General features: G+C 63.4%; 11 protein-coding genes. 6 read left to right on the plus strand and 5 right to left on the minus strand.

Annotated features, from left to right (window positions below; all coding sequences use genetic code 11):
* The first annotated feature begins 63 nt into the window (after positions 1-63).
* The 4 genes from AC1D11_RS21010 (at position 64) to AC1D11_RS21025 (ending at position 5,593) form a co-directional block, all read left to right on the plus strand.
* On the plus strand, positions 64-867 hold the full coding sequence (locus tag AC1D11_RS21010; RefSeq protein ID WP_477649182.1) for a DUF2726 domain-containing protein: 804 nt from the start codon (positions 64-66) through the stop codon (positions 865-867).
* A 129-nt stretch (positions 868-996) separates the two neighbouring features.
* Positions 997-1,221 carry an HNH endonuclease gene (locus AC1D11_RS21015; RefSeq protein ID WP_477649199.1) on the plus strand — a complete coding sequence of 75 codons (225 nt, stop codon included), beginning with the start codon at positions 997-999 and terminating at the stop codon, positions 1,219-1,221.
* A 29-nt stretch (positions 1,222-1,250) separates the two neighbouring features.
* Positions 1,251-3,989, plus strand: a complete 2,739-nt coding sequence (locus tag AC1D11_RS21020) for a 7TM diverse intracellular signaling domain-containing protein (RefSeq protein WP_477651486.1) — start codon at positions 1,251-1,253, stop codon at positions 3,987-3,989.
* Between the two features lie 11 nt (positions 3,990-4,000).
* Entirely contained in the window at positions 4,001-5,593 is a 1,593-nt protein-coding gene (locus AC1D11_RS21025; protein WP_477649180.1) for an alkaline phosphatase D family protein, read from the plus strand.
* A gap of 172 nt (positions 5,594-5,765) precedes the next feature.
* Here the strand turns inward: AC1D11_RS21025 and AC1D11_RS21030 are convergent, their stop codons facing one another.
* The 3 genes from AC1D11_RS21030 to mfd form a co-directional block, all read right to left on the minus strand.
* Positions 5,766-7,622, minus strand: coding sequence for an ABC transporter ATP-binding protein (locus tag AC1D11_RS21030; protein WP_477651252.1), 1,857 nt, complete (start codon positions 7,620-7,622; stop codon positions 5,766-5,768).
* Positions 7,623-7,728: 106 nt separating this feature from the next.
* A complete protein-coding gene (serB, locus tag AC1D11_RS21035; protein ID WP_477649178.1) occupies positions 7,729-8,439 on the minus strand; it encodes a phosphoserine phosphatase SerB in 711 nt (236 codons plus the stop codon).
* A complete protein-coding gene (gene mfd / locus AC1D11_RS21040; protein WP_477649177.1) occupies positions 8,436-11,936 on the minus strand; it encodes a transcription-repair coupling factor in 3,501 nt (1,166 codons plus the stop codon). Before mfd ends, serB begins: the two co-directional genes overlap by 4 nt.
* A gap of 145 nt (positions 11,937-12,081) precedes the next feature.
* Between mfd and ispD the strand changes: the two genes are divergently transcribed.
* Together ispD and ispF are read left to right on the plus strand one after the other, a co-directional pair.
* A complete protein-coding gene (ispD, locus tag AC1D11_RS21045) occupies positions 12,082-12,849 on the plus strand; it encodes a 2-C-methyl-D-erythritol 4-phosphate cytidylyltransferase (protein ID WP_477649176.1) in 768 nt (255 codons plus the stop codon).
* 43 nt (positions 12,850-12,892) lie between these two features.
* Complete coding sequence (gene ispF, locus AC1D11_RS21050; protein WP_477649175.1) at positions 12,893-13,375, plus strand: 2-C-methyl-D-erythritol 2,4-cyclodiphosphate synthase; 483 nt, start codon at positions 12,893-12,895, stop codon at positions 13,373-13,375.
* A 100-nt stretch (positions 13,376-13,475) separates the two neighbouring features.
* Here ispF and AC1D11_RS21055 read toward each other — a convergent pair whose 3' ends face one another.
* Together AC1D11_RS21055 and ompR are read right to left on the minus strand one after the other, a co-directional pair.
* Positions 13,476-14,852, minus strand: a complete 1,377-nt coding sequence (locus tag AC1D11_RS21055; protein ID WP_477649174.1) for a sensor histidine kinase — start codon at positions 14,850-14,852, stop codon at positions 13,476-13,478.
* A 349-nt stretch (positions 14,853-15,201) separates the two neighbouring features.
* Positions 15,202-15,939, minus strand: coding sequence for an osmolarity response regulator transcription factor OmpR (ompR, locus tag AC1D11_RS21060; RefSeq protein ID WP_007866319.1), 738 nt, complete (start codon positions 15,937-15,939; stop codon positions 15,202-15,204).
* Positions 15,940-16,072 lie beyond the last annotated feature (133 nt).

Raw genomic sequence — 16,072 nt, forward strand, 5'->3', positions numbered from 1 at the left:
GGGGTCGCTGTTCGCACTGCCTGGCTTCGGCAGCATCCCCAATCGATAGAGGAGAACTGCATCTTGAACCTGATTTCCTGGCTGATGACGTTGCTGGGCGTCGCCGTGGGCGCGCTTGCAGGTGTTTTGCTGTATGCCGCCTGGCTGCGCAAAAGCGCGGGTGCGAAGCTGCGGATACCCCACAAATGGCCGCTGCGTGCCCGCGGGGTGGTTACCAACGATGAATACGAGGTATGGAAATGGCTGCGAAGCACTTTCCACGACCACGCGGTGATGGTCAAGCTGCCGGTGCTGCGCTTTACCATTCCGCTGGAAAAAGACAAGGAAAAGGAAAAAGACAAGGAAAAAACCGAACGCCTGCTTGAGCTGCTCAATGGCGTCTATACGACGTTCACCATTTGCAGCCTGGATGGCAAGGTCGTCGGTTGCGTGGATTTGCGCGGCAAGCGTGATGTGAGCCGGGCCACCCGCCAGCTCAAGGAGACACTGCTGTCGGATTGCGGCATTGCCTACACCTCCATCAAGGCCGGCCGTCCCCCCACGGTCAGCGCCATGCGTGCCGCCTTCCTGGGGGAAATTCCGGAGGAGCTGGTGCAGGAGCACCAGGAAACCCGCGGTGGCGACAGCAGTTTCCACGCCGACCTGGAATCTTTCACCCGGGAACGTGTCAAGGCCGCCAAGGACGCCGCGCTCAAGGAACTCAACAAGGACAACCAGCCCGAAGCTCCGCGGGCGGCTACCCGCAATGTCGGTTTCAATCCCGATGGCACCGGCGGCATTCGTATCGACAAGAACGACCGTTTTGCCACGCAGTGGGAAGACTCCTTCACCCAGCCCGCTGATACGCGGCCGGCCAGGATCGAATAGGGGCGTGGCAATGAGTGCCGGTCAAAGGCAGCTGCCCGCGGCCGGCTGCCAGAGGAAAACGCTGCCGTGAGCAGGTTGGGGCATACCCGGGACAAGATCTACAAAACTGTGGCGCGGCAGCTCCACGGAATGGTGCCGTGCTGGGTGTGCGGTGAGCACGTTACGCCCCAGGCCGCCACCCTGGAGCACATTTTGCCCCTGAGTGAAGGGGGCAACAGCCATGCAGAAAACCTGGCGATCAGCCATGAAGTCTGCAACGGCCAGCGGCACGCAGCGGGCGCCGTTCCGGCTTCTGCCGCCTCGCCGGGACAGGTGCAGAGGCGCAAGTCCCCGCTTCTTGCCGCCAACCCATGATCTCTTGCTTCCGGTACCTGTTTCGGGTTGTGCTTGCCCTGTTGCTGATGGGCGCCGGGCCATTGGTTTGGGCGCAGCCGCAGGAGCCCGCGCAGGAGCGCCCCGAAGCGGGGGAGATCATCATCGGCGGCGACGACAGATATGTACTGTCCCAGTCGTTTACCTACCTTGAAGACGCCGGCGGCGAGCTGACACTGGCCGACCTTTTGAAACCGGACGCCCAGGCCCGCTTTCAGCCGGTGCCGCAAACCGGCTCGGCCACCAACTTTGGTTTGACCAGCTCGGCCATCTGGCTGCGCGTGAACCTGCGGACCGAACGCAGTACACCCGCAGACTGGATGCTGGAGCTGGCCTATCCGCCGCTGGACCGGCTGGAGCTGTATTCACCGGACGGCAAGGGCGGCTTTGTGTGGCAGGTGGGCGGTGACCTGTTGCCGTTTGCCGATCGGGCCGTGGTGCACCGCAACCATGTGATGCCGGTGCGTCTCAAGCCCGGTGCCGTCAATACGCTCTACCTTCGGGTGACGTCGGACGGCACGGTGTCTGCGCCCGTCCGCCTTTGGCAGCCTGCGGCGCTGTGGCGGCACGACCAGGCTGAATACGCCACGATCAGCCTCTATTTTGGTTTGCTGGTCGGGCTCTTTTTCTACAACCTGCTGCTGTTTTTCTCGGTGCGTGACCGGGCCTATCTGATCTATGTGGCATTTGTCGGCTGCATGGCCATCGCGCAGGCTGCACTAACGGGTTTTGGCGCGCAATTCATCTGGCCGGGCCTTACCTGGTGGAACAGCATTTCGCCCCCAGCGGGCATGGCGGCGACCGCATCTTTCGGCTTGCTGTTTGCACGCAGCTTTCTTTCCAGCGCACTCAAGATGCCGCGCATGGACCGCTTTATACAGGCGCTGGTGGGCGGCTGGCTGCTGACCCTGCTGGCCGCTTTTACGATGCCTTATGTGGTGTCTTCATGGATGGTGACCGTGCTGGCGGTTTTCAGTGTCACCACGCTGGTCGCGGTGGGTCTGCTGAGCCTGCGCATGGGGCATCCCGGGGCCCGGTATTTTCTGGCGGCCTGGGCCCTGCTGCTGGTGGGTGTGGTGACGCTGGCGTTGCACAACACGGGTGTCCTGCCGTCGAATGTGCTCACGGCCAATTCGCTGTTGATCGGGTCGGCGCTGGAAATGGTGGTGCTGTCGTTTGCGCTGGCTGACCGCATCAACGTCACCCGGCAGGAAAAAGAGCAGGCCCAGGCCCGCACCCTGGCCGAGCACGCCATGGTGGAGGCGCTGAGCGCCTCGCAGGAGAACTTTCGCACGCAACTCAAAGAGCGCGAGATGATCCTCGAGAATTCCATCGTCGGCATCGCCTTTCTTACGCCTGACGGCCGTTTCCGCTGGGCCAACCAGGCCATGCTGAAAGTCTTTGGCGCCGGCAGCAACCCGCTCACCTCGATGGAACCGTTTTACCTCTCGCGCGAGGAATACATCCGCGTGGGCGGCGAAGTGGCAGCCTGCATCGCACGAGGCGAAAACTACGAAGCCGAGATCCAGGTGCAGCAGTTCGACGGCACACGGATCTGGGTGTCGCTGTCGGGCAAGTCCGTCAGCGAACGCGACCTCAGCCAGGGCACCGTCTGGGTGATCGTCAACATCACGCAGCGCAAAGAGCTGGAGGCGCAACTGGTGCGCACTTCGTCCGAGCGCGAGGCCATTCTCAACAGCGCGCTGGTGGGAATCGTGCTGTCAGTGAACCGGCGCCATGAATGGGTGAACGAGAAATTCGCCCAGATCATGGGCAGCCCGCGCCAGGCCCTGATCGGCCAGCCGTCCAGCTATATCCACCCGGACCTGGCCACCTGGGAGCAATTCGGCCGGGAAGCACGCCAGACACTGATAGACACCGGAAGCTACATCGCAGAACGCCAGCTCAAGCGGCGCGACGGCACGCTCTTCTGGGCCGAGATGGCTGGCAGCTGCATCCAGCCTAGAGACCCGGACTCGGGCGTGATCTGGGCCTTCCTCGACATCACAGAGCGGAAAAAATCAGAAGCAGACACGCACGAAGCGCTGGAGCAGCAAAAGGCGCTCAACGAACTGCGCACCCGCTTCGTGGCCATGACCAGCCATGAGTTCCGAACGCCGCTGTCCGGCATCCTGTCTGCAGAAGAATTGCTCAGGCACTACGGCAGCCGGCTGCCGGAGCACGAAAAGCTGGAAATCCTGGACAGCATTGCCGCCGGCGTGAAGCGCATGACGGGCATGCTGGACCGCGTCCTGCTGCTGGGCAAGGCCGATGCACAGATGCTGGAGTTCGAGCCGCACCCGCTGGACCTGCAAAAGCTGTGCGAACAGTTGCTCGAAGAGGCACGCATGCAGCAGCCCGACAGCCTGTGCGACTTGCGCCTGGAATACACCGCCGGGCCGGGCCTGGGCATGTACGACGAAAAACTCCTGCGGCACATCTTCGGTAACCTGCTGTCGAACGCCGTCAAGTATTCGCCGCTGGGCGGCCTCGTGTTGTTCAAGGTGCGCGATGAGGAGGGCATGGCCGTCCTCGAAGTCGCCGACGAGGGCATCGGCATTCCCGAAGAAGAATTGCCGCACCTGTTTGAGTCCTTCCATCGCGCCAGCAACGTAGGCACCATCCAGGGAACCGGGCTCGGGCTGGCGATCGTGCGCAACGCGGTAGACATCCACGGCGGCACCATCGCCGTAAAGAGCAGCGCGGGGAACGGCACCTGCTTTACCGTGCGCCTGCCGAACCGGCGCTGAAGGTCGGTGTCATGACGGCTTCTGCCCCGATCCAGCGGCGTCAACTGCTCCAGACGCTGGCGGCGGCAGGGGCAGGCCTCTATTTGCCTCGCAGTGCATCCGCTCAGGCACGATTCGGCGACAACCCTTTCACACTCGGTGTCGCCAGTGGTTCGCCCACGCATGACTCAGTCGTGCTGTGGACGCGGCTTGCCTTGCAAAACGAAGATGCCATGCGGCTGCAGCAGGGGCCCGTCGCCGTGCGGTGGGAGGTCGCGCACGACGACCGGTTTTCCCACATCGTGCAGTCGGGGCACGCCCAGGCTCTGGCCGACCTGGCGCACTCAGTGCACGTGGAAGTGCAGGGTCTTCAGCCTGACCGCTGGTATTTCTACCGCTTTGCGGTGGGCGATGCGGTAAGCGCCATCGGCCGCACCCGCACCTTTCCGGCGCCCGATGCCGCTGTGGGGCGGCTGCGGCTGGCCTATGCCTCCTGCCAGCGCTGGGAGCACGGCTACTACAGCGCCTATCGGCACATGCGTGACGAGAATCTCGACCTGGTGATGTTCCTGGGCGACTACATCTATGAATACCCCAACGCTGGCCAGGCCGTACGCGTGCCTACGGGAGGCTGGGTGGTCACGCTGGACGACTACCGGCAACGCTATGCCTTGCACAAGGGCGATGCCGACCTGCAGGCCATGCATGCAGCCTGCCCCTGGCTGGTGACCTGGGATGACCACGAGGTGCAAAACGACTACGCGGGCGCCACGCCCGGCAACAGCGGGCCGCCGGTGCCGGACTTTGCCGTCCGCCGCGCCGCCGCTTACCAGGCTTTTTATGAACACATGCCGGTGCGCACCTCGGTGCTCACCCGGGCTTTGGCGGGCCTGGCAAGCGGTGCAGAAATGCGCATTTACCAGCGCGTTCCCTACGGCCGCCTGGCCTCGCTCTACATGCTCGACGCCCGCCAATACAAGGACGCGCAGGTCTGCACGCGGGACGGCAAAGCTGGCTCCGGCACACTGAATCCGGCCACCTGCGCTGCCTGGAAAGATCCGGCCCGCAGCATGCTGGGGGCGCAGCAGGAAAGCTGGCTGGACGCTGAATGGAGCAGGGCCGCCAGCAAGGAAAGCAGCTGGAATCTGGTCGGCCAGCAATCGCTTTTTGGCCAGCGCGACTTTCGCCGTGGGCCTGAGCAGGTTTTCTGGAACGACGGCTGGGACGGTTATACAGCGGCACGCACGCGTTTTACCAACTCCCTGCGCAAGCACGCCGTGGCGAACCCGGTCATCCTGGGCGGCGATGTGCACGAAAACTGGGTGGGCCACGTCAAGGCCGACTACGCGGATGCGGCCAGCCCGTCAGTGGGCACCGAATTCTGCGGCACCAGCATCACGTCCCGCTCTGCCGGCAACGCGAAAATTCCGGACTACCTCGCCGAGAACCCACACTTTGTATTTGCGGACTCAGAACGCAAAGGCTACGGCGTGGTGGAACTGACCCCGCGCAAGCTCACCACCACCTTGCGCGTGGTGAGCGACGTGACGCGCACCGATAGCGGTGTGCAGACGCTGGCGCAGTTTGCGGTGCAGGCGGGGCGGCCGGTGGTCGAGAAAGCCTGAATCGGGCATGAGTGCCGCAGCCTCCGGGTTCAGGTATTTTGAGGCTTTTTTGTGAGCCAAATCGGGCTCTAGCCCTTTCATTACATGCGCAGGCAGCTATTAAAACAATAGCAAACGAGTGCCCGCCCCAGATGAGTACCTAAGGCGCGGGTACCCGGCGCGGCCAGCAGCATCAAGCTGCCAGCTCTTCTTCTTCCAGGTTGTCGCTGAGGAAGCCGCCGCTCTGGTGAGCCCAGAGCCGCGCATACAGGCCGCCGTTGGCCAGCAGGCTGCGGTGGTCGCCTTCTTCGACGATGCGCCCCTGGTCGAGCACGATCAGCCTGTCCATTGCGGCGATGGTCGAGAGGCGGTGGGCGATGGCGATTACCGTCTTGCCCTGCATCAAAGTGTTCAGGCTGCTCTGGATGGCGACTTCCACTTCGGAGTCGAGCGCGCTGGTGGCTTCGTCCAGCAGCAGGATGGGCGCGTCTTTCAGCATCACGCGCGCAATCGCGATGCGCTGGCGCTGCCCGCCTGAGAGCTTCACACCGCGTTCGCCCACGTGGGCGTCGTAGCCGTGGCGGCCGTGCGGGTCGGTCAGGTCGGCGATGAAGGTGTCGGCTTCGGCGCGCCGCGCGGCCAGGCGCATGTCGTCGTCGGTGGCGCCGGGGCGGCTGTAGGTGATGTTGTCGCGCACCGAACGGTGCAGCAGCGAGGTGTCTTGCGTCACCATGCCGATGTGGCCGCGCAGGCTGTCCTGCGTCACGGTGGCGATGTCCTGGCCGTCGATCAGGATGCGCCCGCCGTCCAGGTCATAGAACCGCAGCAGCAGGTTGACCAGCGTCGATTTGCCGGCGCCCGAGCGTCCGATCAGGCCGATTTTTTCACCGGGCCTGACGGTCAGTGTCAGCTGGTCGATCACTGGTTTATTCTTGCCGTAGCTGAAGTTCACGGCTTCAAAGCGCACTTCGCCGCGCGGCACGTCCAGTGCGGTCGCATCGGGCGCGTCCACGATGGTGTGCGGCCGTGAAAGCGTATTGATACCGTCCTGCACGGTGCCCACACTTTCAAAGAGGCTGGTGGTCTCCCACATGATCCAGTGCGACATGCCCTGCAGGCGCAGCGCCATGGCGGTGGCCGCGGCCACCGCACCCGCGCCGACCTGGCCCAGGTGCCAGAGCCACAGCGAGGTGCCGGCCATGCCGAGGATCAGACCCATGCTGAGGGCGTGATTGACGATCTCGAACGCGCTGACAAGGCGCATCTGGGTGTAGCCGGTCTTCATGAATTCGCTCATGGCGTCGCGCGCGAAGCCGGCTTCGCGCCGGGTGTGCGAGAACAGCTTGACGGTGGTGATGTTGGTATAGGCGTCGGTGATGCGGCCCGTCATCAATGAGCGGGCGTCGGCCTGCTGCTTGCCGATGCGGCCCAGCCGCGGCACAAAGTAAAAGAGGCTGGCGATATAGAGCGCCAGCCAGACCAGGAAGGGCGCCACCAGTTTCGTGTCGAAGGCGGCGGCCAGTACCGTCATGGTGGCGATATAGACGCCCATGGCCACCAGCACGTCGGCCAGCACGAAGAGCGTGTCGCGCACCGCCAGTGCAGTCTGCATGACCTTGGTGGTCAGCCGGCCGGCGAATTCGTCCTGGTAGAAGGACATGCTTTGCCCCAGCATCAGGCGGTGAAAGTTCCAGCGCAGCCGCATCGGGAAGTTGATGGCCAGTGTCTGGTGCTTCACGGTGGTCTGCAGCGCCACGGCGGCGATGCTGGCCACCACGATGAAGGCGAGCCATCCCAGTGCGTTGCCGTGCTCGACCCACAGGTTGGCGGGCGCCGTCGCGCCCAGCCAGTCGACGATGCGGCCCAGCATGGCGAACAGCAAGGCCTCAAACACCGCCATCACCGCCGAGAGTAGCGCCAGCTGCAGGATGTAGCCGCGCGCGCCTTCGGTGCAGGCCCACAGAAAGGCCATGAAACCCTTGGGCGGCAAGGAGGGGTCGGCGTCAGGGTAGGCGGGAAGCTGGCTTTCGAATCGTTTGAAAAAACCCATGGATGTCGTTTGTCTTTGGTTCAGGTCTCTGCTTATAAGGCGTTATGGCTGCGGGATCGTTGATTTATTGGGGGAGGATTGATGCGTCGGCCGAAGTGTGACGGCCTCAGCTGAAAAGCTCCAGCAGGCGGTCCAGTCCGCCTTCATTAATGGCCACCATGGCTTGCTCACGCACCCGTGGCTTGGCGTGGTAGGCCACCGAGAGGCCGGCCACGCCCATCATGGGCAGGTCGTTGGCGCCGTCGCCCATGGCAATGGCCTGCAACGGGTTGACGCCCAGATTGCCGCAGGTCTCGAGCAGCATCTTGCGCTTCTCTTCGCCATCGCAGATGTCGCCCCAGGGTTGGTCGACCATCTTCCCGGTGAGAAAGCCGTCTTTCACCTCCAGCACGTTGGAGCGTGTGTAGTCGATGCCGAGCTCGTCACGCACGCGGTCGGTAAAAAAGGTGAAGCCGCCGCTCACCAGCAGCACCTTCATGCCGGCCTCTTTGCAGGCATGCACCAGCTCGGCCGCGCCGGGGTTGAGCTTGAGGCGCTCGCGGTACACCTCGTCCATGCTGGCCACGCTCACACCTTTGAGCAGGGCCACGCGTTGGCGCAGGCTTTCCTTGTAATCGGTGATCTCGCCGCGCATGGCGGCTTCGGTGATGGCGGCTACCTCGGCCTTGCGGCCCGCAGCGTCGGCGATTTCGTCCACACATTCGATGTTGATGAGTGTGGAATCCATGTCAAAGGCGATCAGCCTGAAATTGCTGAGCTTGAGGTCTGGCGTAGAGACGTTGACGACAAGGCCGGGGGAGATTTCAGCGGGGGTCATGCGGGCGTTGCTTCTGTGGTGGAGGGGGTTTTGGGTTGGCCGAGAGAGCGCAGGATGTCGCGCACCATTTGCGCGCGGTCTTTGGGTTCGGGCAGCTCGCGCTCGATGCGCAGCTTGTCGTTGCCGGCCAACTTGATGTGCCGGTTCTTCTGGATGAGGTGCATGATGGCCATCGAATCGATGGGCGGGTCTTTCTTGAAGGTGATGTTGATGCCGCCGGGCGCGGCATCGACCTTGACCACGCCATAGGGACGGGCGATCACGCGCAGGCGGTGCACGTCGATCAGCGTCTGTGCCTGCGGCGGCAGCTTGCCGAAGCGGTCGACGATTTCCTCCAGCAGCGCATCGATCTGGTCGGTGTTCTTGGCGGTGGCCAGCTTCTTGTAGAACGACAGGCGCAGGTGCACGTCGCCGCAGTAATCGTTGGGCAGCAGGGCCGGGGCGTGCAGGTTGATCTCTGTGGTCACGCTGAGCGGCGACAGCAGGTCGGGCTCGCGCCCGGCCTTGAGTGAGGCCACCGCTTCGCTGAGCATCTCGTTGTAGAGCTGAAAGCCGACTTCGAGCATGTTGCCGCTCTGGTTTTCGCCCAGCACTTCGCCGGTGCCGCGGATTTCCAGGTCGTGCATGGCCAGGTAAAAGCCCGAGCCGAGTTCTTCCATCTGCTGGATGGCTTCGAGCCGCTGGCCGGCCTGCTTGGTCAGGCCCTCGATGTCGGGCACCATCAAATAGGCGTAGGCCTGGTGATGGCTGCGGCCCACGCGGCCGCGCAGCTGGTGCAGCTGTGCCAGGCCGAACTTGTCGGCGCGGCTCATCACGATGGTGTTGGCGGTGGGCACGTCGATGCCGGTCTCTATGATGGTGGAGCACAGCAGCAGGTTGTAGCGCTGGGCGATGAAGTCCTTCATCACGCGCTCGAGTTCGCGCTCGGGCATCTGGCCGTGTGCCACGGCGATGCGGGCTTCGGGCAATATTTCTTCGAGCTTTTCGCGCCGGTTCTGGATGGTCTCGACCTCGTTGTGCAGGAAGTAGACCTGGCCGCCGCGCTTCAACTCGCGCAGCACGGCCTCGCGGATCACGCCGTTGTTTTCGCTGCGCACAAAGGTCTTGATGGCCAGGCGCCGCTGCGGCGCAGTGGCGATCACGCTCAGGTCGCGCAGGCCTTCAAGCGCCATGCCCAATGTGCGCGGAATCGGCGTGGCGGTCAGCGTCAGCACATCGACCTCGGCGCGCATCGCCTTCATGGCCTCTTTGTGGCGCACGCCGAAGCGGTGCTCTTCGTCGATGATGAGCAGGCCCAGGCGCTCGAACTTCACGTCCTGGCTCAGCAGCTTGTGCGTGCCGACCACGATGTCGACCGTGCCGTCGGCCAGGCCCTTGATGGCGGCGGTAATCTCTTTGCCCGAGCGGAAGCGGCTCATCTCGGCGATCTTCACCGGCCATTTGGCGAAGCGGTCCACCAGCGTCTGGTAGTGCTGCTCGGCCAGCAGGGTGGTGGGCGCCAACAGGGCTACCTGCCGCCCGCCGGTCACGGCAATGAAGGCGGCGCGCAAGGCCACTTCTGTCTTGCCGAAGCCCACGTCGCCGCAGACCAGCCTGTCCATGGGGCGCGGGCTGATCATGTCCTGGATCACCGCATGGATGGCGGCGCGCTGGTCGGCGGTTTCCTCGAAGCCGAAGTCGTTGGCAAAGGTCTCGTAGTCCCCCGGCGAATAGCGGAAAGCATGTCCTTCGCGCGCGGCGCGGCGGGCGTAGATGTTGAGCAGCTCGGCGGCCGAGTCGCGGATCTGCTCGGCGGCCTTGCGCTTGGCTTTTTCCCACTGGCCGCTGCCCAGCCTGTGCAGCGGGGCTTCTTCGGCGCTGACGCCGGTGTACCGGCTGATCAGGTGCAGCTGGCTGACGGGCACGTAGAGCGTGGCGCTGTCAGCATATTCGAGGTGCAAAAACTCCTGCAGCAGCGGCGTGCCGTCGGCGTTGGTGCCCTGGCCCAGGTCCATGTTGATGAGGCCGCGGTAGCGGCCAATGCCGTGGGCGCTGTGCACCACCGGGTCGCCCACGTTGAGCTCCGAGAGGTCCTTGATCAGCGCTTCGACGTCGCTGACTTGTTCCTGCTTCTTGTTGCGGCGGCGCACGGTGGCGCCCGCGGCAAACAGTTCGGTCTCGGTGATGAAGTCAATGCCTTCTTCAAGCCAGCTGAAACCGGTGTTCAGCGCCGCGGTGGCGATGCCGAGTTTTTCGTCGCTGGCCTGGAAGTCTTCAAGCGAATCAAAGGCCGGCGGGCTGACGCTGCTGGCGCGCAGGAAGTCCAGCAGGCTTTCGCGGCGGCCGTCGCTTTCGGCGAGCAGCAGCACGCGATGCGCGGTGTTGCGGACGTGACCCTTGAATTTGGCCAGCGGGTCTTCGGCGCCGCGCACCACGGCCATTTCACCAAGCTTTTGAAATTGCGCGTTGTCGGCCACGTCTTCGACCGTGGCGCGTATCGCCAGCTGCGCGTAGTCGTTGGCGCGTGCGTAAAACTGCTCGGTGCCCAGAAACAGTGACTCTGGCGGCAGCGCCGGGCGGTCGGGCGCGTCACGTACCAGCCGGTAACGGTCTTTGGTGTCTTGCCAGAAGCGCTGGAAGGCCGGCTCCAGATCGCCGTGCAGCACCACGGTGGCACTTTCGCCCAGGTAGTCAAACACGGTGGCCGTTTCTTCAAAGAAGAGCGGCAGGTAGTACTCGATGCCGGCGGTGGCTACGCCGTTGCCCATGTCTTTGTAGATGCGGCTTTTGGTCGGGTCGCCGTCCAGCAGCTCGCGCCAGCGGCTGCGAAAGCGCGCGCGCGCCTCGTCGTCCATCGGAAACTCGCGTCCGGGCAGCAGGCGCACTTCCGGCACGGGATAAAGGCTGCGCTGGCTGTCGGGGTCAAAGGTGCGGATGCTGTCGATTTCGTCGTCAAACAGGTCGACGCGGTAGGGCACGGGGCTGCCCATGGGGAACAGGTCGATCAGGCCGCCGCGCACCGCGTACTCGCCGGGGCTGACGACCTGCGTGACGTGGCTGTAGCCGGCGAGGGTGAGCTGGGCTTTGAGTTTGGTTTCGTCGAGCTTTTGCTTGACCTTGAACTGGAAGGTGTAGCCCGCCAGGAAGCTGGGCGGCGCAAGGCGGTACAGCGCCGTGGTGGCCGGCACGATGACGACGTCGGCGCCAGTTTCCTTGTCGCGCTGCTGGATGCGCCACAGCGTGGCCAGGCGTTCGCTGATCAGGTCCTGGTGCGGCGAGAAGGTGTCGTAAGGCAGGGTTTCCCAGTCGGGAAACAGGGCGCAGCGCAGGTCTGGTGCAAAGAAGGCGATCTCGTCCATCAGGCGCTGGGCCGTGGTGGCGTCCGACGTGATGATGGCGGTGAGTTTGCCCGCAGCTTTTTCCCGGGTGCCCAGGCGCGCCAGCAGCAGGGCATCGGCGGAACCGGCGGGCTGGGGCAGGGTGTAGCGTTTGCCGGTGACGAGTGGGGGTAGGTGCATTGATCGGTGCGCTGGCTGGGGGCGTTTCAAACAATCAGAAAAGGAAAAGGCCGAAGTCAAACGACAAAAGCCAGACACCCCAAACCATCCGGAGTGGGGTGCCTGCATGCGTTCAAGCATCGATTTTAGAATCTATGATGAAGTTATGACGACAAGCCTTGCCAATAACCGTTCCGAACCCCGTTTTTTTGTGCTGATACCCTGTGCGGGGCAAGGTAGCCGGGCCGGAACCCCTCAAGCCAAGCAATACCAGGTGATTGACGGCATCCCTATGGTCCGCCATACCGTGGAGGCATTTCGGGCGCTTCCAGGCACTTTCGCCGGTTTGTGGGTGGTCATTTCCCCGTCGGACGACGATTTTTTGAAGGTGTTTCCCGATTTCGGCAACACGAACGAAACCCTGTGGGTTGGTGGCGGACTGACCCGTGCGGCCACGGTGCTGAACGGCCTCAAAGCGATGGTGGCGCGGCAACCCGGCGGCGCAGCCCTGACCGACTGGGTGCTGGTGCACGATGCGGCGCGCTGCCTGGTCACAGCCGGGCAGATCAAGGCCCTGATCCATGAATGCCGCAATGATTCTGTGGGCGGCCTGCTGGCTCAAAAGCTGCCGGACACGCTTAAAACCGAACGGGACGGCCGCGTGGCCGCCACTGTGGACCGCAGCGACAAATGGCTGGCACAAACGCCGCAAATGTTTCGTATCGGCGCGCTGATCGATGCGCTGGAGCACACAGGAGACGCTGTCACCGATGAATCCAGCGCCATGGAAGCAATGGGCGTATCGCCCAGGCTGGTCAACGGCAGTGCGCAGAACTTCAAGGTGACCTATCCGGAAGATTTCGCTCTGGCGGAAGCGATTCTCTGGCAGCGCAGACGCAGCGGCGAAGTAGCTGGTTTTGCCGACAGCCCCTGAATGCCGCCTGACTGTTCAAACCATCTTATGAAAGCCCTCATCCATGTCCCTCGTGAATTTTCGAATCGGTGAAGGCTGGGACACCCACGCGTTGGTGCCTGGGCGCAAGCTCATCATCGGTGGTGTGGACATTCCCCATACCGTCGGCTTGCTTGGCCATTCGGACGCCGATGTGCTGTTGCACGCAATCACCGATGCGTTGCTGGGCGCTGCGGGGCTGGGCGACATCGGCTCGCACTTCCCGGACACCGACGCGCGCTTCAAGGGCGCGGATTCGAGCGTCTTGCTGGCGGAGGTCGGGCGCCTGCTGGCAGAGCGCGGCCACAAGATCGGCAACATCGACAGCACGGTCATTGCGCAGGCACCCAAACTTGCGCCTTACATTGGGGCCATGCGCGCACGCATCGCAGAAGTGCTGGCGCTGGATGTGAGCCAGGTGAACGTCAAGGCCAAGACCGCCGAAAAGCTCGGCCCGGTAGGGCAGGGCCTGAGCATGGAAGCCCGGGCTGTTGTTCTGCTTTTCTAACGCTATAGTTTTGATAGCCGCTCGCGCACGGCCTGCCTGGGCGGAGGGATAATTTTCCTTTGAGGGCCGGCTGCGTAGCCGTACAGCCGTCTGCGGGGGATCAGCTCCTGCGCAGCTTGATATGCGCGGCGAGCCCACCGGAGCCTGTGTTGGCCAGGCCAAACACGCCGCCCATGCGGTGAATCGTCTTTTCGACAATCGCGAGACCCAGGCCCGCGCCGGTGGCGGCCGTGCGTGCGGCGTCTCCCCGGAAAAACGGGCGAGTGAGCTTGGACAGGGTCTCGGGTGCTACGCCCATGCCGTGATCCCGCACCTTGATCAGTACCCACTGGTCACGGCCTTTGGCCGCAATATCAACCAAGGCAATGCCGGTTTCAGGTGTCTTGCCGTAGCGCCTGGCATTTTCAAGCAGGTTCGAAATCACCCGCGACAACTCGACCTCGTCGGCCAGCACCGCCATATCGTCCGGGATGGTGACGGTGACCCGCATGTCTTCATAGTCGGCGATGGCGTACACGGCGGCATCGACTACCGCATTGAGTGACACCCGCTCCAGCCGCGGTGGCTCGGGCCGTGCGTAGTCAAGGAATTTGTCGATGATGGCATCCAGCTGGGTGATGTCGGCCGCCATGTGCTCGCGTGCATCCATGTCGGTGACGCTCATCTCGGTTTCCAGGCGCAGCCGGGCCAGCGGGGTGCGCAGGTCATGGGAAATCCCCGCCAGCATGATGACCCGGTCCTGCTCGATTTTGGACAGCTGCTCGGCCATGCGGTTAAAGCCGATGTTGACCTCACGGATTTCGCTGGTCGCCACTTTTTCATCCAGCAGGCTGGCATCGAAGTCGCCGTCCCGCATCCGGCTGGCAGCGAACGACAGCTGCTTGAGCGGCCGGTTGATCAGGCGGGCAATAAAGGCTGCCCCGGCCAGTGACAGCGCCGCCGCCGTGATCAGCCAGATGATCCAGGTGCTGTTGCGTGAGGGCCCGATCTTGGAGGGATCCGTGAGCAGCCAGTACGCATCGCCGTCGATGGTAAAGCCCACCCACAGGCCCTTCTGGCCGTTGACATTGCTGGCCACCACAGTGCCGGCACCCAGCCGTGCCTTCAGTTCTTCGGCCGTGCGTTCACCGAGTTCATCGCTTTCAAAAAGCTCGTACTTGTCCTTGGGCTCGCGCGGCGTGATGCGTACGCGCTCCTCGTCCGCCAGGGTCTTGATCAGCGATACGCGGGCGATGGAATCGGAATACCGGAGCGCGGCGCGGCTGAGGTTGACCAGCGAGGCCAGTTGCTGCGCACTCTGGATGGCCCGCGGCTCGGATTCGAGTGCCCGGAAGGTCTGCAGCCAGGCAACGATGGAGCCGAACAGCAGTAGCGCCAGGAAAAAGAAGGTCCGCCAGAACAGGCTGAAACCCCTGCGCGGGCGCATTTCCAGCGGGGCCGGGGCGGTTTCGAGGGGAACTGGGTTGGTAGCGTCCATAAGGAAGTGGGGTACGTGGGCGCGAGCGCTGTGATCAATGGACGTTAGCACGATAAGCCTGAGCTACCGCAGCCAAGCTGTTGCCGCCTGTTGCAGGCCCGCCATACTTGCCCCCATGGTCGCTCACTTTGTGTAGCTCCCTGCCCCCCGAGGGGGCCGCCCGCCTGCGGCCTGGCAAAGCCAGTTCCGCGGCTCATGCCGGGTTGAAGAGTTCAGCGGGCAGGACCAGCGGAAGTAGTCTTTTACCAGCATGAGCCGCAGGGCCGGCTTTGCCGGACTGCAGGCGGGTGGCCCCCTCGGGGGGGCAGCGCATTACACGAAGCCGAAGGCGCAGTGAAAAGCGTGGGGGCTAGTTCGTTCCGTCCGGCACAAACACGTAGCCGATACCCCAGACCGTCTGGATGTAGCGGGGCACCGCAGCGTCCACTTCGATCAGTTTGCGCAAACGCGACACCTGCACGTCCAGGCTGCGGTCAAAGGGCTCGAATTCGCGTCCGCGTGCTAGCTGTGCCAGTTTTTCGCGGGACAGCGGCTGCCGCGGGTGGCGCACCAGGGTTTTCAGCATGGCGAATTCGCCGGTGGTCAGCGGCAGCTCTTCGCCGTTCTTGTGCAGGGTGCGCAAGCCCATATCGAAGGAAAACGGCCCAAAGGTAATTACTTCCTGGTCGCTGGACGGCGCACCCGGCACTTCAGCCGTCGGCCGGCGGCGCAGCACGGCGTGGATGCGGGCGAGCAATTCACGGGGATTGAACGGTTTTGCCAGGTAATCGTCGGCGCCGACCTCCAGGCCGACGATGCGGTCCACATCCTCGCCTTTGGCGGTCAGCATGATGATGGGCGTGCGGTCATTGGCGGCGCGCAGGCGGCGGCAGATGGAAAGGCCGTCTTCGCCGGGCATCATCAAATCCAGGACGATCAGGTCGACGGCGTCGCGCAGCATGATGCGGTTCAGCGCTTTGCTGTCTTCGGCAAGGATGACCTCAAAACCTTCCTGGGCCAGGTAGCGGCGCAGCAGGTCGCGAATGCGGGCATCGTCGTCAAGGATCAGGATTTTGTCGGCGCGGGCGTTGGGTTGAGCTTGGGTCATAGTCATCTGGTAATTTGTAACAGAGCCATTTTGAAGGCTGAAAAGGCGAGATGTCGCTTTTTTCAGTCGGTTTGACACACTGTTACAAAAGTTGCGGCCGCATGCAAGTGTGCGTGTTGACTATGGCAATGCG

Source organism: Polaromonas sp. P1_E11 (genome assembly GCF_056405995.1).